16 protein-coding genes, 1 tRNA gene and 5 pseudogenes are annotated in these 21,176 nt (G+C 70.0%); 13 read left to right on the top strand and 9 right to left on the bottom strand.

The window, feature by feature from the left end; all coding sequences use genetic code 11:
* The first annotated feature begins 187 nt into the window (after positions 1 to 187).
* Positions 188 to 946: a Pr6Pr family membrane protein gene (locus ADK64_RS32495; RefSeq protein WP_053664969.1), complete on the top strand. Its 759-nt coding sequence runs from the start codon at positions 188 to 190 to the stop codon at positions 944 to 946.
* Positions 947 to 1,012: 66 nt separating this feature from the next.
* Positions 1,013 to 1,086, top strand: a tRNA-Pro gene (locus ADK64_RS32490).
* 97 nt (positions 1,087 to 1,183) lie between these two features.
* Here the strand turns inward: ADK64_RS32490 and ADK64_RS47765 are convergent.
* The 3 genes and pseudogenes from ADK64_RS47765 to ADK64_RS32470 all read right to left on the bottom strand — a co-directional run bounded on the left by ADK64_RS47765 (position 1,184) and on the right by ADK64_RS32470 (position 3,770).
* Positions 1,184 to 2,331, bottom strand: a pseudogene (locus ADK64_RS47765) (site-specific integrase).
* A complete protein-coding gene (locus ADK64_RS32475; RefSeq protein ID WP_053664964.1) occupies positions 2,331 to 2,513 on the bottom strand; it encodes a helix-turn-helix domain-containing protein in 183 nt (60 codons plus the stop codon). The pseudogene ADK64_RS47765 and the gene ADK64_RS32475 overlap by 1 nt, the downstream one beginning before the upstream one ends.
* Positions 2,506 to 3,770, bottom strand: a pseudogene (locus ADK64_RS32470) (replication initiator). The gene ADK64_RS32475 and the pseudogene ADK64_RS32470 overlap by 8 nt, the downstream one beginning before the upstream one ends.
* A gap of 378 nt (positions 3,771 to 4,148) precedes the next feature.
* On the opposite strand from ADK64_RS32470, the gene ADK64_RS46235 reads away from it, so the two are divergent.
* The 7 genes and pseudogenes from ADK64_RS46235 (at position 4,149) to ADK64_RS32440 (ending at position 10,250) form a co-directional block, all read left to right on the top strand.
* Positions 4,149 to 4,814 carry a hypothetical protein gene (locus tag ADK64_RS46235; protein WP_159046383.1) on the top strand — a complete coding sequence of 222 codons (666 nt, stop codon included), beginning with the start codon at positions 4,149 to 4,151 and terminating at the stop codon, positions 4,812 to 4,814.
* A 417-nt stretch (positions 4,815 to 5,231) separates the two neighbouring features.
* A complete protein-coding gene (locus tag ADK64_RS32460) occupies positions 5,232 to 5,750 on the top strand; it encodes a hypothetical protein (protein WP_159046382.1) in 519 nt (172 codons plus the stop codon).
* A gap of 459 nt (positions 5,751 to 6,209) precedes the next feature.
* On the top strand, positions 6,210 to 6,527 hold the full coding sequence (locus ADK64_RS32455) for a hypothetical protein (RefSeq protein ID WP_053664957.1): 318 nt from the start codon (positions 6,210 to 6,212) through the stop codon (positions 6,525 to 6,527).
* 283 nt (positions 6,528 to 6,810) lie between these two features.
* Positions 6,811 to 6,970 (top strand): annotated as a pseudogene (locus ADK64_RS47760) (UDP-N-acetylglucosamine 1-carboxyvinyltransferase); the annotation flags it as partial.
* 260 nt (positions 6,971 to 7,230) lie between these two features.
* Positions 7,231 to 8,205 (top strand): STAS domain-containing protein, encoded by a 975-nt coding sequence (locus ADK64_RS43795; RefSeq protein ID WP_078992980.1) that lies wholly within the window; start codon positions 7,231 to 7,233, stop codon positions 8,203 to 8,205.
* A 15-nt stretch (positions 8,206 to 8,220) separates the two neighbouring features.
* Positions 8,221 to 8,917 (top strand): annotated as a pseudogene (locus ADK64_RS32445) (DUF5994 family protein).
* A 139-nt stretch (positions 8,918 to 9,056) separates the two neighbouring features.
* The gene (locus ADK64_RS32440) at positions 9,057 to 10,250 is read left to right on the top strand and encodes a PP2C family protein-serine/threonine phosphatase (RefSeq protein ID WP_053664955.1); all 1,194 of its coding nucleotides are present in this window, start codon (positions 9,057 to 9,059) and stop codon (positions 10,248 to 10,250) included.
* Between the two features lie 2 nt (positions 10,251 to 10,252).
* Here ADK64_RS32440 and ADK64_RS32435 read toward each other — a convergent pair.
* Together ADK64_RS32435 and ADK64_RS32430 are read right to left on the bottom strand one after the other, a co-directional pair.
* Positions 10,253 to 10,734, bottom strand: a pseudogene (locus ADK64_RS32435) (DUF5994 family protein).
* 100 nt (positions 10,735 to 10,834) lie between these two features.
* Positions 10,835 to 11,743, bottom strand: coding sequence for a helix-turn-helix transcriptional regulator (locus ADK64_RS32430; RefSeq protein ID WP_053664953.1), 909 nt, complete (start codon positions 11,741 to 11,743; stop codon positions 10,835 to 10,837).
* Positions 11,744 to 11,958: 215 nt separating this feature from the next.
* On the opposite strand from ADK64_RS32430, the gene ADK64_RS32425 reads away from it, so the two are divergent.
* Genes ADK64_RS32425 through ADK64_RS32415 form a run of 3 tightly spaced genes read left to right on the top strand, consistent with a single transcriptional unit; the run spans position 11,959 to position 14,903 of the window.
* A complete protein-coding gene (locus tag ADK64_RS32425) occupies positions 11,959 to 12,936 on the top strand; it encodes an aldo/keto reductase (protein WP_053664951.1) in 978 nt (325 codons plus the stop codon).
* A gap of 49 nt (positions 12,937 to 12,985) precedes the next feature.
* Positions 12,986 to 14,014, top strand: coding sequence for an alcohol dehydrogenase catalytic domain-containing protein (locus ADK64_RS32420; protein ID WP_199829770.1), 1,029 nt, complete (start codon positions 12,986 to 12,988; stop codon positions 14,012 to 14,014).
* 37 nt (positions 14,015 to 14,051) lie between these two features.
* Positions 14,052 to 14,903, top strand: coding sequence for an aldo/keto reductase (locus ADK64_RS32415; protein WP_053664947.1), 852 nt, complete (start codon positions 14,052 to 14,054; stop codon positions 14,901 to 14,903).
* A 387-nt stretch (positions 14,904 to 15,290) separates the two neighbouring features.
* On the opposite strand, the gene lysA is transcribed toward ADK64_RS32415, so the two are convergent.
* Both lysA and ADK64_RS32405 read right to left on the bottom strand, forming a co-directional pair.
* Positions 15,291 to 16,625, bottom strand: coding sequence for a diaminopimelate decarboxylase (gene lysA / locus ADK64_RS32410; RefSeq protein ID WP_053664945.1), 1,335 nt, complete (start codon positions 16,623 to 16,625; stop codon positions 15,291 to 15,293).
* 14 nt (positions 16,626 to 16,639) lie between these two features.
* Positions 16,640 to 16,966, bottom strand: a complete 327-nt coding sequence (locus tag ADK64_RS32405; protein WP_053664943.1) for an SAV_915 family protein — start codon at positions 16,964 to 16,966, stop codon at positions 16,640 to 16,642.
* Positions 16,967 to 17,244: 278 nt separating this feature from the next.
* Here ADK64_RS32405 and ADK64_RS32400 point away from each other — a divergent pair, with 278 nt between their 5' ends.
* Entirely contained in the window at positions 17,245 to 17,814 is a 570-nt protein-coding gene (locus ADK64_RS32400) for a universal stress protein (RefSeq protein ID WP_053664941.1), read from the top strand.
* A gap of 70 nt (positions 17,815 to 17,884) precedes the next feature.
* Here ADK64_RS32400 and ADK64_RS32395 read toward each other — a convergent pair whose 3' ends face one another.
* Positions 17,885 to 20,425, bottom strand: a complete 2,541-nt coding sequence (locus ADK64_RS32395) for a sensor histidine kinase (protein ID WP_053664939.1) — start codon at positions 20,423 to 20,425, stop codon at positions 17,885 to 17,887.
* 15 nt (positions 20,426 to 20,440) lie between these two features.
* Positions 20,441 to 21,124 (bottom strand): response regulator, encoded by a 684-nt coding sequence (locus ADK64_RS32390; RefSeq protein WP_053664937.1) that lies wholly within the window; start codon positions 21,122 to 21,124, stop codon positions 20,441 to 20,443.
* Positions 21,125 to 21,176: the final 52 nt, after the last annotated feature.

The raw sequence follows: 21,176 nt of genomic DNA, 5'->3' as shown, positions 1-21,176 counted from the left end.
TCGGCAGTCGGCAGTCGGCAGTCGGCAGTCGGCAGTCGGCAGTCGGCAGTCGGCAGTCGGCAGGGATCCTGGCCCGGACCGGGCGCCGTAACCTCCGCCTCCCCATTACCCGCCCCCCCATAACCCCTGTAACCCACCCGGAGTAGGCCAGATAGCCCCTCACCTCCCCCGCTCCTAGCGTGAGGACATGACCGCCCCGATACCCAGGGACATCCCGGACCTGCCCGCCGTCCCGGGCCCACCCCTGCTGCTGCCCTCCCCGGTCCCGGCCACGGCGGTGGTGGCCCCGGTCCGGCGTCCCGTAGTCGCCGTGTTCCGCCTGCTGACCGCTGTGGCGGCGGCCGGCGGTGTGGCTCTGGAGCTGCTGCTCGGAAGCCCGGCCCGGATCCTGAGCTACTTCGGCGTCCAGACGAACATCCTGCTGGCCGTCGTCATGCTCCTGTCGGCCGCGAGGGCCTGGCGGGCCCGCCGCCCACTGCCGTCCGCCGTGACAGGCGCCACACTTCTCTACGCCGTGATCACGGCGCTGGTCTATCACCTGCTGCTGGCCCACACGACGCCCCCGTTCTCCATGACCGGCGCGACGACGGCCCCGGCACGCTGGCACGGCCAGTGGGCGGTCCTCCAGATCCTCCACACGGTGACCCCGATGGCGGCCCTGCTGGACTGGCTGCTGCTCACCCCCGCGGCCCGCCTGCACCTCCGCCAGGCCGCGGCCTGGCTCCTCTACCCCCTGGTCTACCTGGCCTTTTCCCTGATCCGAGCGGCCTTCCTCACGCCCTCGGCCCCGGCCCGCTACCTCTATCCCTTCCTGGACGTGGCGACCCACGGCTACCGCAGCACCCTGGCCAACGCCCTCCTGCTGGGCCTCGGCATCTACGCCCTGGCCGTCCTCCTCGTGGCCCTGGACCACACCCGCCCCACCCCGGTCCGCCGCCGCGTCTAAACCGGATTTCGTCTACAGCCACCGGTGGGCTAAAGTAAACGACGTCGCCGCGGGAAGCAGCGACATCGGGGTGTAGCGCAGCTTGGCAGCGCGCTTCGTTCGGGACGAAGAGGTCGTGGGTTCAAATCCCGCCACCCCGACAGCCAAAACAGCAGGTGAGGCACCTACTAGTCACTAGTAGGTGCCTCACCTGTTTTCGCTGCGTGTCTTATTGCGTGACTACCGCTTTTCGCGTGTCTACGGACGCCGCTCCTGCGCTCCGAAGATCCCGTCCATGACCACGGCGCCGGTCTGGATCACGGGCCGGATCTGCTTCCTGTAGACCTCCTCGGTCACGGCGGTCCCGGAGTGTCCGACGAGCCGGGAGATCTCCTCCAGCGGGACGCCCCGGTCGGACAGCAGGGACACGAAGCTGTGCCGCAGCTCCCTAGGAGTCCACTCGTCGGCGTTGATCCCGTCGATGCCCTTGAGCGCCTGACGGAAGGCGCGGCGGACGTTGGCAGCGCCGAGCGGCTTTCCCACGGCCGAGGAGAAGACGAGCCCGTGTTCCTCCCACTTGTCCTCGGCGGCGAGCCGATCCCATCCCTGATCTTCGAACTGCTGCCAAAGGGCCTCAACGCAACGCCGGGACTTCTTGGTCTTGGTGTCCCCGCTCCGCCGCACCGAGCGCCAGACGGCGATGTGCGGAGGCTGCGGCGGGTCGAGATCAGGACGGCCTTTCAGGAAGACGTGGTCCCAGGTGAGGGCCCGCAGTTCTTCCGTGCGGGCTCCCGTCAGCAGCGCCACGACGATGTACGCGTACATCGAGGTTCCCTCGGCGCCCTTGAGCACGGCCTCAGCCTGGGCGAAGGTGAGCGCCTTGGACGGGCGCCCGGCCTGCCCTGGGGCACTGAGCACAACTCGACGACATTCCGCTTCACCTTGTCCCGCGCCATGGCCCGCTTGACCGCGCGGTTAAGGCAGGAGTGGATTCCCTGGAGCGTGCGCGTGCTGAACGACTTCGCTTTGTTGGCCAGCCAGCGATCTACGTCCTCCGCGCTCAGGTCGCGCAGCTTTCGCGCGCCGAGCGATGGAATCACGTGCTTCTGGCTCAGGAGCGTCACGGTCTCGACGGTGCTGGGGTCGAGGTCCGCCAGGCCGTACGCCAGCCAGTCGGTCACGGCGTCCTTGACCGTGTAGTTGGTGGGCGCAATGGCGAGGCCGTCTTCGTGGTCCCGCAGCACTTCCTTGAGCTTGTTCTTGGCTTCTGTCTGGGTCTTGCCACTCCCCCGCTTCACGATCCGCTTGCCGCTTGGATCGAACCCAAGGTTGGCCGTGGCGATCCACCGCTGTCTCTTCTCGTCCCAGTGCAGACCGCCGTCACCACGACTCCGACGCTTGGTCATCAGGCCGCACGCTCCATCTCGCTCGCGATGAATTCGCCCAGGGCGGAGGCCGGGATGCGTCGGCACCGCCCGATGGCGACCGAGGGCAGACGCCGGGTGCGGATCAGGTCGTAGACCGTCGACCGGCCGACCTTCAGGCGAGCCATGACATCGGCCACGGTCAACAACTCGTCGTCACGCATGCGTCGGTTCTCCTTCCGTTCCGGGTGCGGGTTCGAGGGATGCGGCGAGCCAGGATTCGGCGTCGGAGAGGCCGGTACCGGCGAAGACCCAGTGGGCGAGGACGTACGTCGTGCCGGTCTCCGGGCCGTTGGCTGCTGCGGTTTGTGCTCGGCGCCATTCGGCGCGGGCGTCGCGGAGGGCGCCGAGGGTGGTGGAGTAGCGGCGGGACTTGGTGGAGAAGTGGCCGCGGAATCCGAGCATGTGGGCCCAGGCGCGCAGGCGGAGGTGTTCCAGGTCCTTGCGGGCCCCGAGGGTCCAGGCGGTACGGATGAGGCGACGGGCGTGGTCGCTGATGTCGAGCTGGGCGAGTTCGGCGAGGAACTTCAGCGGACGGTCGAGGGCGCCCGTGGCGGTTTCCGCTCCCTTGGTGGCGTACTTGGCGATGTACGCGGCTACGGCCCGCTCGGTCAGTTCCTGGCCACCGTTGAAGTCGGCGGAGCGGATGGTGCGGACATCGAGTTGGTGGCCGAAGGCGAAGGTGTGGGTGCGGCCGTCGATGACCGGGCCGTCGACGCGGACCTTGCCGGCAGCGCCCCGGATGGCGTCGGTGAGGAGTTCGGCCGTTGCCCAAGGCGGGGGCGGGGTGTCTCCGCCGCCGGGCCGTCGATGCGGATCACGGCGTGGAAGTGGACCGCGCCGCGCTTCTGGTACTCGGCGACCTTGGCGAAGGAGACGCGGGCGTGTTCGCGGAACCGGCGCTGTGACAGGCCCGCGCGCTTGGCGACCTCTCGGCGGAGGTACGTCGACAAGCGGCGCCAGAGCTGCCCGGCGTGGGCGTTCCAGAGGACGGCCGCTTCGTAGTCGTACGTGTCCGGGTCGAGCGGGGTGCCGAGGGCGTCGTCGTCCTGGTCGTGGTGAGTGCCGCAGCGGCAGGGGCGGCCGTCGGTGCGGCGGTTGTGGACCGGGCCGAAGCCGGGGGCGGTGAACGTCGCGAACACGCGCGGGTGGGCGGCGACCTGTTCCGGAGTGCCCTTGCCGCCGCGCAGTCCGGCGGTGATCAGGTGGAAGGTGTCGCGCCGGTAGACCTCGGCGCAGGCCGGGCATCGGGTGGTGCGGCGGTTGTTGCAGCGGACGAGCAGTTGGTCGGCGGGGAGGGCGGTCGAGTCGAGGTGGTGGAGCACGCGGCCGATCTCGCCCGTCGTGGTGTTCACGTCGTCACAGCCCCGTGACCTTCGCGTGCCCAGCCTGGCGGGGAGCCGCCAGAGCCGGCGCACCATGGCCGCACCACAAGCGCACCAGATCCAGCGGGGAACAGGGGGGAACCACGGTGAAAGCAGCCGTGTCAGACGGAGTCCCTTCTCCGCCGTTCACCCAGCTCAGCGCTTCAACCGGCCCCAAATGACCGCAGCTTCCCAAGCTGAGGGCTCCGGCGCCGTCGTAACGGGCCAGCCGTCGCGGCTTGCTGTGGTCGACGACAAGCCCCGATGGCGTGGCTGAGGCCGGCGGGGTGCGGCGAAGTACACGCGCGCCTGATCGGTCGGCGAACCCGCTGTCATGGCTCACTATCGTCGTCTGAGGTGCAGACGGACCCCGCATTGAAGTTGGAGTCACGACCGCGCCCACACAGCGGAGGCGATTCGACTCGAAGATCATCCGTGGTTGCAGCCGAGGTAGGCGAGGGCCTCCGGGTCCGTTCGCTACTGTCTGCACAGCAGTGGGACTTGGCTGAGCACCCAGGCGGGGGTGGAATGTCCGGCGCGACTGTGTCTTTGATCGTAGCCATCGTTGGTGTACTTGGCACGCTGGCTTCGACAGTAATCACCCAAGCCCTGTCCCAGCGCGCCAAACTGCGAGAGTTCGAACAGGCAGAGCGGGTCCGTGTCGCAGAGCAGAGGGCTTCTGCAGAGCAGCGGAGAGTCGATCAACTTCGAAGTTGTTACGTCCAGTTGAACGCGCTTGATCGCCACTACCGCGACGCGATGCTGGCGTACGCTTACGCCCTCAAATCAGGGCCCGCCGACACGGAAGCAGCTGAGGTGGGCAGCGCGCGGCGTGCCCAACGGGACGCCCGCGCTGAAGCTCAGATGATTGCAAGCGAGGGAGTGCTCGCGGTTGAGAGCCGCGTGAATATCCAGCTCACGTTCGCCTACAGACTCCTGATGGAGGCAGCACGCGAGCCGGAATCATCTGCTCGTCAGACGAGGCTCGACCAGGTCATCGGCCTCCTGGACCCGGTCATCGAGAAGCTGGAGCATGTGCGAGCACTCATGCGCGTCGAGTTAGGCGTCGCTCAAGAGCTCCCGGTGTGGTACGACCCCTAGATCGGGCACACAACGCATCAGCAGGCCGACTCTTGATGATCTTCGAGCGGAGTCGCTTGCTACCTGACGGTGACTCAGCTCCCGACGTCACCCTTGGCCGCCATGCCCCTAGCCCACGAGGCGTTGGGGCGGCCCACCAACGCCCGGCAGGTTAGCTCCGACCACTCACTCGCTCTCGGTCCCCGTCTCAGTTTCCGTCTCATTCGCCAGCGGCCGGCGCCGTTCAGGGGCGTACAGCGACATCACCGACCGGCACCGCCGTACCCGGGCGGACGCAGGTGAACGACCTTGGACGGGCCCCAGACCAGCACCAACAGACTTGGAAAGCGTGTTGGCCCTAGCCTTTGCCGCACCATGAGTGATGTTGCGCCGGACCCGAGCTAGTGTCCCGGTCAGACTCGCCCGGAGGGACAACGGATGAATCGCTACGGTCGGCCCCGGGCAGGCCGTCCGGTGCTTCTGATCGTCGGTCTGCTTGCCGCAGGCGCCACCCTGACCTGGTTCTCGGGAGCACATCTTGCCTACGCCACGGGCCTGGCGGGCACTCCGGGTCATCTCCGGGTCGAAGCATGCGTCTGGGAGCACGTCGGGGGCCACCGGTATCCGCACTGCAGCGGCATCTTCCGCTCCTCTGACGGGACCGTCGTGAAACCTGAGGCCACGATCGACACACGCCTGCCCGTCGGCAGCACGGTCGCGTTGCAGCTGACGGCCTCCGGCGGATACGAGCAGCCAGGCATCGCGGCCTCGTGCGGGTGGCTGGCGATTTCCTTGCTCGGCCTGATGGTGCTGCTCATAGGGATTCTGGCCGCCTGCAGCAAGGCCGGTGAGCGTCGAGTAGCCCGCTCGCGGCTGGTACTGCTCGGCTCGCTGAGCGCTGTGATGCTGCTCAGCGCGCTCGTCGGTGGAGTTGCGGGGATGACCGACGCGTTCTGAGAGGACGGTATGTGTGTTCATAGATGATTTGTCGCCACCTGAACGTGTGGGACTGCGGCATCCCAGCCGGTCAACTGGCTCGGGCGTGTAGCACGAGGTCTGCGGTACAGCAGCGACGTACAAGCAACCCCAGCAGCCGGCAGCGCCCTACGTCGGCCACCAGGGGCTTCTCGGCAGCCTGTGTGACCCTCAATGACCCATCTCTGGAGGGCTACGGATCGGAAGGTTCTGACATCCACGGCTGACATCAACAACGCCAGACGAGGGCACACGCCAGTGACTCTGTCCGGCTGTCGCATCAGTCGACGACGTCAGTCAGAGCGGACCCGGATCGAACTCCTAGAGCGGGTATCACAAGGTGCGGGCCGTGCCGGGGCGTCAGCCCACGCACCGCGGCGTCGGCCCCTTGACCGTGATCACCCGTGGGAGGAGGATCCTCCTCCTGGTAAAGGAGTTGTGATGCTGCGGTTCATGGACTGGTCCATAGTCGCGATGGGGTGCGCACTGGTCCTCATGAGTCTCGGCGGCCAGTGGTGGGAGCGGACCAGGGTTCGGAAGGGAAAGAGTCCCGATCAGGACATGCGCTTCTATCGGGCATGGCTCCCCCTCCTCGTCGGCCTGGGGTTGATCAGTGCCAAGGTACCGAGCCTGCTGATCGCGCCCCACCCCGTCGTCATGATCATGGACACTCTCGACGGCGCCCTCTGGGTCACGGTGCTGATCTTGGTCCTCCAGGCGGGGCATCGAGTCTCCCGGGCGCGGAGACCCCGCACCTGATTGCGGCAGCGCTGATGGCAAGGAGCGCGAGGCGTGAGTGTTTAACTGCGTGACAACGCCGACGCACACTGGCGGACTAGCACGGACGCGTACGGACCATCGGCGCAGGTGAAGAGCACACCAACCCAAGGCAGAGCGCCAGCCTAAGTTGCTTCGGGACGAAGAGGTCGTGGGTTCAAATCCCGCCACCCCGACAGCCGTAACACCAGGTCAGGCCCGGTACTGAGAGATCAGTACTGGGCCTGACCTGCTGTATGCCTCCGCTTTGGGAGCAACCTCTTGCCCCCACCTGACTCGCCTGGGTGCCGAGTTCCACGAGTTCTCCCCCCCACCGAGTGCCGCTTCACCGGCCCGCAGCGGCTGACCGGCCAGAGGTGGAGGCCACCGACATCCGCACAGGGTCCGCCCTGCTCATCGCTGGCCTCACCGCTCGCGGCGTCAGCGGGAGTGTCCTGGCGCGCCCTCGGCGCAGCCGCTTCCGGTTGCGGCCGACGTACGGTTGAAGTACCGAGGGCATCACGCATTCCGGCTGCCACGCCGGGTCGTCCTCGGCGAGAGACGAGTCCGGGCCGCCCCGATCGTCGGCCCGAAGACGGGTCGGCATCATGTCCGCCGCGGTCGAAGCAACTCCGCGCGAAGTCGTCATGGCTGGGGCCGCGCCGAGCACCCGCGCGGGGCCGCGCCCCCACCAAGGGGAGGCGTGATGACCCTTTCCCGGTTGGACATTCATAGGCGGAACCGAGGGGAGCGGACGTTCGTCACGCTTGCCGGTGACATCGGGCCAGCCACGGCGCCGCTGCTGCGAGCCGCGTTGGAGCAGTGTCTGCTGGACGGTGTCACCGTGATCGACATCGACCTGACCACGGTCGGCTCCTGCGACGCGGGGGGCCTGGATGTCCTCCGGTCGGCATCACTGCGCGCCGGCCGGGTCCACGCCTGCCTGAGGCTGCAGCACCCGTGCGCGCAGATCACCCGGCTCCTCGATGCCACCGGATCCACTTCGCTGCTCCTTACCGGCCAGGTGAGTCCCGTGCCGCCTTCCGCATCCGGCGACCTTCTGAGTACCGCGCCGCGGGCGCCCGGGGATCCCGCTCGTCGGCCGGATCAGCCGGTCCTCAAGGACGGGATCCGGCTTCGCCGGCTGACCCGCTGGCAGGCCGAAGACATGCGCGAGGACATCGCGGACCTGGCTGCGGAGTCCGTCGCGGGCACCCCCGGCGAGGCGTACCACGACCGTGGAGACTTCCTGCACCGCCTGGCGGTCACTGCCCACCGCCCCGGCTTCGCCCTGCTGGTCGCAGAGACGACGGTGCTGGTCGGTTGCGCCTTCGGTTTTCCGGTGGGTCCTGACGGTTCCGGCCGGCGGGGGTTCGACGGAACGCTCCGGGGGATCATCCATCGGCTCACCTCCCGCGCACGGTTCGTCGTCATCACCCAGGTGGTGGCCCATCCGCACGCTCAGCACCGCGCTATCGCCCGCCGCCTGCAGCAGCGTCTGCTCACAGACCTGCACTCCTGCCTCGGGGTCACCCTGCTGCATCCTGCCGACCAGGCAGGACAAGCCGCCTTCTCGTCCTGGGGTTGGCAGAACATGGGTGAGGTCGTCGGGCTGCCCGGCGCCGTCGCCCCGTGTGTGCTGACCCTGTCCGTCGAAGGGCTGGCCTTGGCACCCCGATGATTTGGCAGAGGGGCGATGAGCCGGCGGTCGCGTACCGGCCGGCTGTCTGCCTCTCCGCGATGGCTGCGCACCAGGCCGCCCGCCACGGCCGGGAGTAGCCTGACACGTACCGAGAGCTTTCGGGCGCACGACCACGGCGGCGCCGTTCCCGGCGAGTGGCAGACACGGGCGGCCGGAAGCCGCCCGGAACGGGATCGCACGATGAACGCCATCACAGAGCCCGCCGAAGGCACGGCACCAGATGAAGGCCGCTCCTACCGGATGCCTTTGCCCCGGCTGCGCCTCACGGTGGGCGTCAGCCATGGCCCGCTGGACGGCGCGTGGTGGCCGCGCTGCGACGCACTGGAACTGGAGCTGCCCGCGCTGGTCCTCCTTGGATCCGAGCGTCGGCACCGTCACCCGCGTCACCGTGGGGACCGCCACCTGGCCCGATGCCCCGCAGGAGGTGATGGCGCCCGGCCATGTGATCGAGGTGGTCCTGACCGATCTTGCCGCCGAGGTGCATGCCATCACCGTGGACTGCGGCACCGTGGGACGCTGGGAACTGCTGGTGATCCCCCCGGACGAGCCGGCCGGAGCCGCCACCCGGCTGCTGACCGCTGCCGCCGACCCCGGGAACCCACTGTCGGCTCCGCGCCTGCTGGCACTCGTCGAGAGCGGCCTCGACGGACAAGGCACATGGGAGTCGGAAGGAGGGTCCGGACTCAGGTGAGAGGCCCGATCCGGACGGACCCGGGTGACGGGGCCAGTCCCGGGGCACCTACGACCCGTCGATGGAGCGATGACACTGGCAGACCCTGCACCGTCCCAGCCCGCTAATGCGATCGACTCGGATCATGGCGGGTGAGGGGATGACGGCCGGACAGCGCGCGGACCGCTCCGAGAGCTTCGGGGAAGCTCTGCTGGGAGAGGTCCTCGATCACGCGCATGAACTGCCGCCCCATCTCATCGGGCCATTGGTCGCTGACGTGGTGGAGCGGCTCGGGGGTCGCCGGCCGCAGGTGCTGCTGCAGGACTACGGCCAACTGCTGCTCGTCCCCCTGCCCGGCGACGGCCTCACGGACGGGGAACCACAGGTGATCGACGACTCCGAGGCGGGCCGCTGCTTTCTCGACGCTCTCCCCGTCGAACTGCCCGAGGACGACGGCGTGCGAATCCTGCTGCCACTGCTGGACGGCGGCGATCAGGTCGGAGTCATGGCAGTGACGTTGGACAGCGTCGATGAACACGACCGCCGCATGCTGCGCAGGCTCGCCGGCCTGGTGGCCGACCTACTGGTGACCAAGCACGGCTACTCCGACCTCTTCTTCGGTGTCCGACGCCGCGAACCGATGAGCGTCGCCGCCGAGATCCAGTGGGCTCTGCTGCCACCGCTGGCGATGATCATGCCGCGGGTCGCCGTGGCCGGGATCCTGGAACCCGCCTATGACGTGGCGGGTGACAGCTTCGACTACGCCCTCAACGGAGACGCCCTCCACGTGGCCATGATCGACGCGATGGGACACGGCCTGGACGCGGCCACGATGGCGACCGTGGCCATCGGCGCCTACCGCCACGCCCGCCGCGCCGGCACCGGGCTGCCGGAGATCTACGCCTTCATGGACCGCGCAGTGGCGGACCAGTTCGGCCCCGAGCACTTCGTCACGGCGCAGATGCTGCAGCTGGACACCACGACGGGGCATCTTCAGTGGGTCAACGCCGGGCACCCGTCACCGATGCTCGTCCGTGATCACCGCGTCACACTCCGGCTGACCGGTCCGACGACCCTCCCTGTCGGTTTCGGGGGTCCGCAGCCGCAGACGAGCGAGATGAAGCTGGAGCCGGGGGACCGCCTCCTCTGCTTCACGGACGGACTGATCGAGGAGCACAAGACCGGGGAGGACGAGTTCGGGGAGGACCTGATGATCGACTGGGTGAACCAGTTGGAGAGAACCGGCCGCGGAATCCGGGCGGTGGCGCGGTCCCTGTCCCACACGCTCAAGCGGGCGCGGGGCGGACACACGACGGATGACGCGACGCTGCTCCTGGTGGAGTGGCGCGGCTGACCTCACTCCGGCGGCACCTGCGCGCTTCGGGTGTCGATGAGTATCTGATTCGCCTGGGTGACGTTGTCGGCCCGGCCGGCCTGGGCCATCGCGACGCGGGCGGCCTCGGGTGCAGTGTCCGGCGGAACCACCAGCAGCGAGAAGATGTCCTGGTCGCCTCGGGTGATCAGCACGGTGTCGTCGCCCAGCGGAAAGGAGTCGATGTGTACCACCCGGTCGTCGACGACGATCCGCGTCGGGAGCCCTTCCCAGGCCGTGGTGTCCAGCCCGACGTGCGTGAGGGGCCGAGATGGCCGGTGAGGGCGCTGAGCAGCGCGGGCAGCTCGGCGGCGATGTCGCGCGACCGCGGCCACCACGCACCGTCGAGGACACCTTCGCGCGACTCCGTGGTCTCCAGCCGGAGCAACGCACACCCCGGCTGCACGGCCTCGTGATCACCGCTGGGCAGATGCCGGGAAACAGGCCATGCATCGGAGCCGGTCATGAGCATCACCCGTCTTCGGGAATCGGGGCGATCACAGGACTCGCCTCGCCTTTTACACGCTACTCCTCGTGCCACGGGCGCCGACCTGCTGGGCACGGGGTCAGCTCGGTCGGGGTGAGGTGCTTCTGTCCGAGGAGCCTGAGCTGGGCATGGCGGGTGCGGTCATGTCGAGCAGAAGCAGGGCGTCGTGGTCGGGAGTTCCGGGTTCGGCGGTGTAGACGCCGATGCGCTGGCCTGGGGTGCCCTCGACGTGCAGGGACTGGGCTGTGAGGGTGAGCATGCCGACCTGGGGGTGCTGGAACGTCTTGTGGGCGGGCTTGCGTCCGGTGACTTCGTAGCGTTCCCAGAGCCCTGCGAAGTCAGGGCTTTTGAGGAGGAGTTCGCCGACGAGGTTGGTGAGGTCGGGTGCGTCGGGGGCGGTTCCGGCGATGGCGCGCAGGCGGGCGACGCAGGCGGTGATCTGCTGGTCCCAGTCGGTGAAGAGGTCGCGGGCCGCGGGGTGCAGGAAGAGGTAGCGGGCGAGGTTGCGGTGCTTGGCGGGCCAGTCGTCCAGGCCAGCGTAGAGCGCGAGGCCGCCGGGGTTCCAGGCGAGCATGTCCATGCTGCGGCTGATGACGTACGCCGAGTTCGGGCGCAGCGATTCGAGCAGCAGCTTGAGGTGCGGGCGCACGGTGCGGCCGGGAGCGGGCGGCGGTTCAGGGGCGTAGCGGGCGGCGCGGGCGGCGAGCTCGCGCAGGTGCTGGTGTTCCTGGTCGTCCATATGCAGGGCGCGGGCGAGCGCGTCGAGGACGGAGGGGCTGGGGCGGGTCTCCTTGCCGCGTTCCAGGCGTACGTAGTAGTCCATGCTAATGCCGGCAAGGGTGGCCAGTTCCTCGCGGCGCAGGCCGGGGGTGCGTCGGATGCCGGCGCCGACGGTGAGGCCGACGTGTTCGGGGCTGGTCTGGGTCCGGCGGGCGCGCAGGTAGCGGCCCAGCTCGGCTCCCTCGCTGTTCGCGCTCTCGGATGCCATGACTCCAGTCTCGCCCGTCGGCCAGCCGCTCCGCGGGTCGGTGGGGGGCCCTGTCATTACCCCCGAAGAGCCCGCCCTGCCACCCACACGCAATCCGGGCCAAGGTGAATGAGGAAGACGCCGGACCCCTCCACCGCTCGAACCACAGCAGGCACGACCTGCTGGGTCGAGCCCGGGTGGGGGGCTGCGCAACGACATGAACCGGAGAGAGCGAAATGCGGTATATCAAGCTGCGTGACCTGGAGGTTTCCCGGATCGGGCTGGGTGCGATGGGGATGTCCCACGGCTACACCGGTTCCGGCACCGACGATGCGGAGTCGATCAGGACCGTGCAGCGGGCGCTGGAGCTGGGCGTCACGCTCATCGACACCGCCGAGATCTACGGCCCCTACACCAACGAGGAGCTGCTCGGACGGGCACTGAAGGGGCGCCGGGACCAGGTGGTGCTGGCCACGAAGTTCGGTCTGGTCTCCCACGGGGGCGAGGGCGCCTGGAACCTGGACTCCAGCCCGGCCAACATCCGCGCTGCCGTCGAGGGCTCCCTGAAGCGGCTGGGCACCGACCACATCGACCTGTACTACCAGCACCGGGTCGATCCGAACACGCCGATCGAGGAGACCGCCGGCGCCGTCGCCGAGTTGATCGCCGAGGGCAAGGTGTGCGCCTTGGGTCTCTCGGAGGCCGGCCCGGACACGATCCGCCGCGCCCACACCGTCCAGCCGGTCACCGCGGTGCAGTCCGAGTACTCGCTGTGGACCCGCGGCATCGAGAAGCAGATCCTGCCCGTTCTGCGGGAGCTGAACATCGGCCTGGTGCCGTTCTCCCCGCTGGGCCGGGGTTTCCTGACGGGCACCGTCCGCTCCACCGACCAGTTCGACGCCTCCGACTTCCGGCGCGGCAACCCGCGCTTCACCGGCGAGAACTTCCAACGCAACCTCGCGATCGCCGACGAGGTGCAGGCCGTGGCCGCCGCGGTCGGCGCCACGCCCGCGCAGGTGGCGCTGGCCTGGCTGCTCGCCCAGGGTGACGACATCGCCCCGATCCCCGGCACCAAGCGGGTCAGCCGCGTCGAGGAGAACACCGCGGCCGACGCCATCACGCTGACCGACGAGCAGCTCGACAAGCTCAGCAGCCTGCCGTCCGCCGCCGGCGACACCCACACCGAAGCCCAGGCACAGATGCTCGAACGCTGACCTCACCCCTGCGCGACAGCCCACCCCCGGTTTGGAGTGACCCCCTCTTATGCGTGCAGCAGTGATGCACGGAGCCGGAGACGTCCGCGTCGAGGACCGGCCCGACCCGGAGATCGTCAAGCCGACCGACGCCGTGGTGCGCACGGTGGCCGCATGCGTGTGCGGCAGCGACCTGTGGCCCTACCAGTCGATGCCCGCCACCGACACCGGCCGCCCCATGGGACATGAGTTCCTCGGCGTCGTCGAGGAGACCGGCGCGGACGTGACCAGCCTGAAGGCGGGCGATCTGGTCGTCGCCCCGTTCACGTACAGCGACAACACCTGCGACTACTGCGCCAAGGGCCTGCACATCTCGTGCCGCAACGGTGGCCGGTACGGCTTCGACGGCGTCGACGGCGGGCAGGGCGAAGCCGTCCGAGTTCCGCATGCGGACGGCACCCTGGTGAAGCTGCCGATGGCCGCCGACTCCGCGCTGCTGCCGTCCCTGCTGGCGCCGTCGGACGTGATGACCACCGGCCACCACGGCGCGGTCACCGCCGGCGTCGGCCGTGGGGATGCGGTGCTGGTCGTCGGGGACGGCGCGGTCGGCCTGTGCGCGGTGATCGCCGCCAGGCGGCTGGGCGCCGAGCGGATCGTGCTCGCGGGCCGGCACGAGGCGCGCACCGGCCTGGGCCGGGAGTTCGGCGCCACCGACGTCGTCGCCGAGCGAGGCCAGGAGGGCATCGCCCGCATCCGTGAGCTGACCGGCGGTGTGGACAAGGTGATCGAGGCCGTCGGCACCCGCCAGGCCCTGGTCACCGCCTTGGGCGCGGTCCTGGACGGCGGCACCATCAGCCGCCTGGGCGGCCCGCAGTACGAGCAGGGGCCGATCGGCCCGGCCGAGTTCATGCGGAACATTGCCCTGACCGGCGGAGCCAGCCCGGCCCGTGCCTACATCGAGCAGTTGCTGCCCGACGTCCTCGACGGCGCGATCGCCCCCGGTCGCGTCTTCGACCGGACCTTCGCCCTCGACCGGACCCCGGACGCCTACCAGGCCATGGCCGACCGCCAGGTCCTCAAGGCACTCATCCGCCCCTGACTCCCCCTCCCACCCGCACAGCAAAGGACTTCCGCTCATGCAGTACGTGACCTTGAACAACGGCATCGAGATGCCGCTTCTCGGCTTCGGCGTCTACCAGATCCCCGCCGAGGACACCGAGCGCGCCGTCTCCGACGCGTTGGCCGCCGGGTACCGTCTGCTGGACACCGCCGCCGCGTACGGCAACGAAGAGGCCGTCGGTCGCGCCATCCAGTCCAGCGGCATCGCCCGCGAGGACCTGTTCGTCACCACCAAGCTGTGGGTGCAGGACGCCCCCGCCGAGGAGAACACCAAGCGGGCCTTCGAGACGTCGCTGCACAAGCTGCGCCTGGATTACCTCGACCTGTACCTGATGCACCAGCCCTTCGGCGACATCTACGGCCAGTGGCGCGCCATGGAAGCCCTCAACCGCGAGGGCCGCACCAGGGCGATCGGGGTCGCCAACTTCTACCCCGACCGGCTGATCGACCTGATCGTCAACAACGAGATCACCCCGCAGGTCAACCAGATCGAGACCCACCCCTTCTTCCAGCGCACCGACTACCAGGCCCTGATGCGCGAGCACGGGGTGCAGATCCAGTCCTGGGGCGGCTTCGCCGAGGGCAAGAACGACCTGTTCACCAACCCGCTGCTGGCCGAGATCGGCAAGGAGTACGGCAAGTCGGTCGCCCAGGTCGTGCTGCGCTGGCTCACCCAGCGCGGCGTCATCGCCATCCCCAAGTCCGTGCGCGCCGAGCGCATGGCCGAGAACATCGACGCCTTCGACTTCGAGCTCACCGACGACCAGATGGCGCAGATCGCCACCTTGGACACTGGCAGCTCACTGTTCTTCGACCACCACGACCCCGAGATCGTCACCTGGCTCACCAAGCGCCGCCTCGACGCCTGAACCGGACAGACCCCGAACAGCGCCAGCCCGCACAGGGCAGCAGAACTGGGAGTCATATGGGAGCCAACCCGCTCCCCAAGCCCCTTCGAGACCATCCGAGACCACCGCACCCCAACGCCCTGACCAGGCAAAACAGCAAACCGCCCGGTGGCGATCATGACCGAACCTCATTCGGGACGAAGAGGTCGTGGGTTCAAATCCCGCCACCCCGACAGCCGTAGCACCGAGTCAGGACATCGAGCGCCTGCACCGGGGACCGAGGATGCATGGCCAACCGCGCCTCCAACGACTCCTCCCACTGCTCGGTCAATTCGCCCATGAGCCGATTCCTCATCCGCATGGTGATGTGCGAGTAAGGCCCGCCCCGCCCGGGAGAGGAGGGAACGGTTACAGGCCCACGTCCCTGCTGCGGATGTCCTCCAGCGACTCACGGCGGATCAGCAGGCGGGCCGCGCCGTCGCGTACCGCGGCCAGCGGTGGGCGGCCCACCAGGTTGTAGCCGGAGGCCATCGAGAGGTGATAGGCGCCCGCCACCGGGACGGCGAGCAGGTCACCGGGGCGTACGTCGGCCGGCAGGTCCGCCTCCGTGGCCAGGACGTCGCCCGCCTCGCAGTGCCGGCCCACCACGGTCACCGGGGTCCGGGCCGCGGTGCCGGGGCGGCCCACCAGCCTCGGTGCGTAGCGGACGCCGTACAGCGCCGGGCGGGGGTTGTCGCTCATGCCGCCGTCGACCGCCACGAAGACCCTGTCGCCCGTGTGCTTGACGGACAGGACGCGGTAGAGCGCCACCCCCGCCGGTCCCGCGATCGCCCTGCCCGGTTCGATGATCAGGCGGGGGACGGGGAGCTGGGCCGTGGTGCAGGCGTCGGTGAGTTCGGTGCGGACCTTGCGGGCCAGCGCCGTCAGGTCCAGGGCCTCCTCGCCGGGACGGTAGGCGATGCCGTGGCCGCCGCCGAGGTCGAGTTCGGGCAGGACCAGGCCGTGCTGCTCGTAGAGGCGGCTCATCAGGCCGACCATGCGGCGCACCGCGACGAGGTACGGCTTGACGCTGGTGATCTGTGAGCCCAAGTGGCAGTGCAGGCCGGTGAGTTCGAGCTGCGGCTGGTCGAGGATGCGGGTGATGGCGTGCTGGGCGTAGCCGTCGGCGATGGACAGGCCGAACTTCTGGTCCCCGGTGCCGGTGCGGATCTTCTCGTGGCCGCCCGCGCTGATGCCGGGGACGACCCGGACCATCACCTTCTGGTGGCCGTCGGGGCCGACGGCGGCGGCCAGCCGGGCGATCTCGGAGGGGCTGTCGATGACGATGCGTCCGACGCCCAGACGCAGGGCGGTGTCCAGGTCGCGGGGGGACTTGGCGTTGCCGTGCAGCACGATCCGCTCGGGCGGGAAGCCGGTGGTGACGGCGAGTTCGAGTTCGCCGGCCGAGCAGACGTCGAGGCCGAGGCCCTCCTCGTCCATCCAGTGGGCCATGGCCCGGCACAGGAACGCCTTGGCCGCGTAGAGGACTTCGGCGTCGGGGAAGGCGTGCCGGTAGGTACGGCAGCGGTCGCGGACCTCCGCCTCGTCGAGGACGTAGACGGGGGTGCCGAAGCGGTCGGCGATCTCGGCGAGGGGGACGCCGCCCACGGCGAGGTCGCCGTCGGGGGACTGGGTGGTGGAGGCGGGCCACACCGACAACTCGGCGGAGGCGGCAGTGGTGGTGGGTTCGTGAACCGTGGTCATCGTGGCTGCCCCTCTCAGGCTGCGTACGCGGGTGCCGGTGCGGGCGTCGGCCTGGTGGCCGGGGCGGTGAACTGCGGGTCCACGGTGAGCGTGGTGACGCCGAGCGGGGCGGTCAGCGCGTGCAGCGCGGGCGCGGCGAGGCGGATCCACGGCTGGCCGGGGCCGAGCGTCACGGTCAGCCGGCGTACGGAGGTGAAGCCGACCGCGGTGCGGTCGCCGAGGGGGGTGCGGAAGAGGCGGGCCGCACACCCGAAGGGGCCCGGCCGGACCGGGACGTACAGGGGTCCGGCCGGGAACGGATCGGAGGGTTCGGGGTCGTCGCCGTACAGAAGTCCTGCCATGGGGTGCCTCCCGAAGGGCAGCGAGCGAGTGAGCCGGAAGGCCCCGGACGCGGGGAGGCGGACCGGGGCTCGCCGTCGACGTTATGCCCGCTGTCCCTGGGGTTCTGGCGGGCCCTGACGGGACGCTGACGGCGATCCCCGTGACCTTGACGGGATGCTGACGCGCCTGGTCGCAGGGGGTGGGACCGGCCGTCAGAAGCGCGCCAAGAACGGGCGTACGGGCTGTTCGAGGGCCCGGTGAGGAGGTGTGATGGGAGGGATTTCCCCAGGAGGAGCAGATGTCCGAGTACCGGCCGCCTTCGGCCGCCCGGGTCGTGGTGGGAGTGAGCGGCACGCTGGGCGGTTCGACCGCGCTGGCGCGGGCCGCTGTCGAGGCCGGGCGCCGGGGAGCCGAGCTGTGGCCGGTGCTGGCGTGGGAGCCGCCGGAGGGGGACCTCGTCGGCCGTAGGTTCCCGGCCACGACGGCCCTGGTCCCGGAGTGGGAGCGGCTGGCGCGCGAGCGGCTCGTCGCGGCGCTGCGCGAGGTGTTCGGCGGCGTGGGCACCGGGCTGCCCGGACAGGCGCTCGTCGTGCGGGGCGCCCCCGGACCGGCGCTGGTGCGCCTCGCCGACCGGGAGGACGACATCCTCGTGGTCGGCGCCGGACAGCGCGGCCGGCTGCACCGGGCCCTGTGGCCGTCGGTCAGCCGCTACTGTCTCGCCCACGCCCTGTGCCCGGTCCTCGCGGTACCGCCGTCGCCGCTGGAGGCGGAGCTGGCGGCGGTGCACCGCCGTAACGCCCTGCGGCTGCGGCTGGACACCGGGCGGCTGGAGCGGGAGTTCGCGACCGTGCCGCCGGAGGGGTCGTGAGGGGGCGGGGGCCGGGCGGGGGGTAGGTCGCTGCCCGCTGCTGCGGCAGGACCGCCCGCAGCTCCCGCGGCTACGGCGTCACCGCACCGACGAGCCCTCCGGGCCGTTCGCGATCCGGTGCCGTCGGTACGGCGAGGACCATCGTCAGCCCGCCGCCGGGTGTGTCCTCGGCGTGCAGCGTGCCGCCGACCGCCTCCGCGAAGCCCCGTGCGACGGCCAGGCCGAGGCCCACGCCGACACCGCGCGGTGCGTCGCCGTAGCGCTGGAACGGTTCGAAGATGCGGTCCTTCGCCTCGTCCGGGACGCCCGGGCCGCGGTCCACGACGCGCAGCTCGACCCGGTCGGCGAGGGCGCTCGCGGAGACCAGGACCTGCTCCCCCTGCGGGCTGTACTTGACGGCGTTCTCCACGACGTTGGCGACGGCCCGCTCCAGCAGTCCCCGGTCGATGTGCACCATGGGCAGGGTCTCGGGGATGTCCAGTTCCACGCTGTCCTCGGGCACCCCGCCGAGCGCCATCGGCACGACCTCGTCGAGGTCGGTCTCGCGGATGATCGGGGTGACGGTGCCGGTCTGCAGGCGGGACATGTCCAGCAGGTTGCCGACGAGGTGGTCGAGCCGGTCGGCGCCCTCCTCGATGGCCGCGAGGAGTTCCGCCTGGTCCTGTTCGCTCCACTCGACGTCGTCGGAGCGCAGCGAGGTGACGGCGGCCTTGATGCCGGCGAGCGGGGTGCGCAGGTCGTGGCTGACGGCGGCGAGCAGCGCGGTCCTTATGCGGTTGCCCTCGGCCAGTTCCTTGGCCCGGCCGGCCTCGTGCCGCAGGCGCTGTCGGTCCAGGACGACGGCGGCCTGCGCGGCGAACGCGGCCAGCACCCGGCGGTCGGCGGCGGGCAGCACGCGGCCGCTGAGCGACAGCGCCATGTGGTCGCCGACGGGGACGTCCACGTCGGCGTCCTCCGGGATCTCGGCGGGCCGGGGGCCGACACTGCCGGCGCAGGTCCAGGGGGCCGTCTCGTCCGTCCGCTCCAGCAGCGCGGCCGACTCCATGCCGAAGGTCTCGCGCACCCGCTCCAGCAGCTCCTCCAGGCTGGTCTCGCCGCGCAGGACGTTGCCGGAGAGGAAGGAGAGGATCTCCGACTCGGCGCGCAGCCGGGCCGCCTGGTGGGTGCGCCGGGCCGCGAGGTCCACGACCGAGGCCACGGACACGGCGACCCCGACGAAGATCGCTATGGCGACGATGTTCTTCGGGTCGGCGATCGTCAGCGTGTGGATGGGCGGGGTGAAGTACCAGTTGAGCAGGAGGGAGCCGACCATCGCCGAGGCCAGGGCGGGGAAGAGTCCGCCCAGGAGGGCCGCCGCCACCGTCAGGGTGAGGAACAGCAGCATGTCGTTGGCGAGGCCGACGTCCGGGGTGGTGCTGGTCAGCAGCCCGGTCAGCGACGCCGGACCCAGCACGCCGACGAGCCAGCCCCAGATGACCCGGGAGCGGCCGAGGCGTGCTCCGCGCGCGACCGGCAGTCCGCGGCCCTTGCCCGCCTCGTCGTGGGTGATGAGGTGGACGTCGAGGTCGGGGCCGGACTCGCGGGCCACCGTGGCGCCGACGCCGGGCCCGTAGACGTACTGCCAGCTCCTGCGGCGGGAGACGCCGAGGACGATCTGGGTGGCGTTGACGCCCCGGGAGAAGTCGAGGAGCGCGGCCGGTATGTCGTCGCCGACGACGTGGTGGAAGGTGCCGCCGAGGTCCTCGACCAGGGTGCGCTGGTCGGCCAGTTCCTTCGGCGAGGCGGCGGTCAGGCCGTCGCTGCGGGAGATGTAGACCGCCAGTACCTCGCCGCCGGCGCCCTTCTCGGCCAGGCGGGACGCACGCCTTATCAGGGTGCGTCCCTCGGGGCCGCCGGTCAGGCCCACCACGATCCGCTCGCGCGAACCCCAGATGGTCGACACCCGGTGCTCACGGCGGTACTCGTTCAGGTACTCGTCGACCCGGTCGGCTACCCACAGCAGCGCCAACTCCCGTAGTGCGGTGAGGTTTCCGGGGCGGAAGTAGTTGGCGAGGGCCGCGTCGACCTTGTCCGGCTTGTAGATGTTGCCGTGCGCCATCCGGCGACGCAGCGCCTGCGGGGACATGTCGACCAGCTCGATCTGGTCGGCGCGCCGTACGACCTCGTCGGGGACGGTCTCCTGCTGCCGTACGCCGGTGATCGACTCGACCACGTCGCCCAGCGACTCCAGGTGCTGGATGTTGACGGTCGAGATCACGTCGATCCCGGCGGCGAGCAGTTCCTCTACGTCCTGCCAGCGCTTGGCGTTGCGCGAGCCGGGGATGTTGGTGTGCGGCAGCTCGTCCACCAGCACCACCTGGGGGCGGCGGGCGAGGACGGCGTCCACGTCCATCTCGGTGAAGACGCCGCCCCGGTACTCGATCTCCCTGCGCGGGATCTGTTCCAGGCCGTGCAGCATCACCTCGGTGCGCGGCCGGTGGTGGTGTTCCACGAAGGCGACCGCGCAGTCGGTGCCCCGCTCGATACGCCGGTGTGCCTCCGCCAGCATCGCGTACGTCTTGCCGACGCCGGGTGCCGCGCCCAGGTAGATCCGGAGCTTGCCGCGTGCCATGTCGTTCCTCGGAGGTCATTCCTCGAAGCGGTAACCCATGCCGGGTTCGGTGATCAGATAGCGGGGGTGCGAGGGGTCCGTCTCGAGCTTGCGGCGCAACTGGGCCATGTAGACCCGCAGATAGTTGGTCTTGTTGCTCTGCGAGACCCCCCAGACCTCCTGGAGGAGGTGTTTCTGGGTGATGAGCCGGCCGGGGTTGGTCACCAGGATCTCCAGCAGATGCCATTCGGTCGGCGTCAGCCGGACGTCCCGGCCGCCGCGTACGACCTTCTTGGCGAGCAGGTCGATGCTGAAGTGCGGTGTCTCGACCACGGTCATCTCGGGGACGAGCGGGGTGTCCTCGGTGCGGCGGACGGCGGCCCGCAGCCGCGCGAGCAGCTCGTCCATGCTGAAGGGCTTGGTGACGTAGTCGTCCGCGCCGGCGTCGAGCGCGCCCACCTTCTCGTCGGAGGCCTGCCGGGCGGACAGCACCATGATCGGCACCCGGGTCCAGCCGCGCAGCGCCTTGATGACGTCGACGCCGTCCATGTCGGGCAGGCCGAGGTCCAGCAGCACCACGTCGGGCTGACGCGCGGCGGCGAGCCGGAGGGCGGTGGCCCCGTCCGGGGCCGCGTCCACGCCGTAGTGGCGTGCCTGCAAGTTGATGACGAGGGCCCGAACGAGCTGCGGGTCGTCCTCCACGACGAGCACCCGGGTCATGGGTGTGTGCCTCTCCTGTCATGCTTGCGGGAGTCGGCACCCCGAGGTGCCA

Source organism: Streptomyces sp. MMG1121, from assembly GCF_001280015.1.
In the GTDB taxonomy this organism is placed as follows: Bacteria; Actinomycetota; Actinomycetes; order Streptomycetales; family Streptomycetaceae; genus Streptomyces.
The sequence above is the reverse complement of the archived record's forward strand: the minus strand, read 5'-3'. Positions and strand labels throughout refer to the sequence as shown.

Bases quoted from the DNA above. Each gene is read 5' to 3' on its own strand.
- ADK64_RS32495 (WP_053664969.1), top strand. From the start codon at position 188: ATGACCGCCCCGATACCCAGGGACATCCCGGACCTGCCCGCCGTCCCG.
- ADK64_RS32475 (WP_053664964.1), bottom strand. From the start codon at position 2,513: ATGCGTGACGACGAGTTGTTGACCGTGGCCGATGTCATGGCTCGCCTG.
- ADK64_RS32460 (WP_159046382.1), top strand. From the start codon at position 5,232: ATGAATCGCTACGGTCGGCCCCGGGCAGGCCGTCCGGTGCTTCTGATC.
- ADK64_RS32455 (WP_053664957.1), top strand. From the start codon at position 6,210: ATGCTGCGGTTCATGGACTGGTCCATAGTCGCGATGGGGTGCGCACTG.
- ADK64_RS43795 (WP_078992980.1), top strand. From the start codon at position 7,231: ATGACCCTTTCCCGGTTGGACATTCATAGGCGGAACCGAGGGGAGCGG.
- ADK64_RS32440 (WP_053664955.1), top strand. From the start codon at position 9,057: ATGACGGCCGGACAGCGCGCGGACCGCTCCGAGAGCTTCGGGGAAGCT.
- ADK64_RS32430 (WP_053664953.1), bottom strand. From the start codon at position 11,743: ATGGCATCCGAGAGCGCGAACAGCGAGGGAGCCGAGCTGGGCCGCTAC.
- ADK64_RS32425 (WP_053664951.1), top strand. From the start codon at position 11,959: ATGCGGTATATCAAGCTGCGTGACCTGGAGGTTTCCCGGATCGGGCTG.
- ADK64_RS32420 (WP_199829770.1), top strand. From the start codon at position 12,986: ATGCGTGCAGCAGTGATGCACGGAGCCGGAGACGTCCGCGTCGAGGAC.
- ADK64_RS32415 (WP_053664947.1), top strand. From the start codon at position 14,052: ATGCAGTACGTGACCTTGAACAACGGCATCGAGATGCCGCTTCTCGGC.
- lysA (WP_053664945.1), bottom strand. From the start codon at position 16,625: ATGACCACGGTTCACGAACCCACCACCACTGCCGCCTCCGCCGAGTTG.
- ADK64_RS32405 (WP_053664943.1), bottom strand. From the start codon at position 16,966: ATGGCAGGACTTCTGTACGGCGACGACCCCGAACCCTCCGATCCGTTC.
- ADK64_RS32400 (WP_053664941.1), top strand. From the start codon at position 17,245: ATGTCCGAGTACCGGCCGCCTTCGGCCGCCCGGGTCGTGGTGGGAGTG.
- ADK64_RS32395 (WP_053664939.1), bottom strand. From the start codon at position 20,425: ATGGCACGCGGCAAGCTCCGGATCTACCTGGGCGCGGCACCCGGCGTC.
- ADK64_RS32390 (WP_053664937.1), bottom strand. From the start codon at position 21,124: ATGACCCGGGTGCTCGTCGTGGAGGACGACCCGCAGCTCGTTCGGGCC.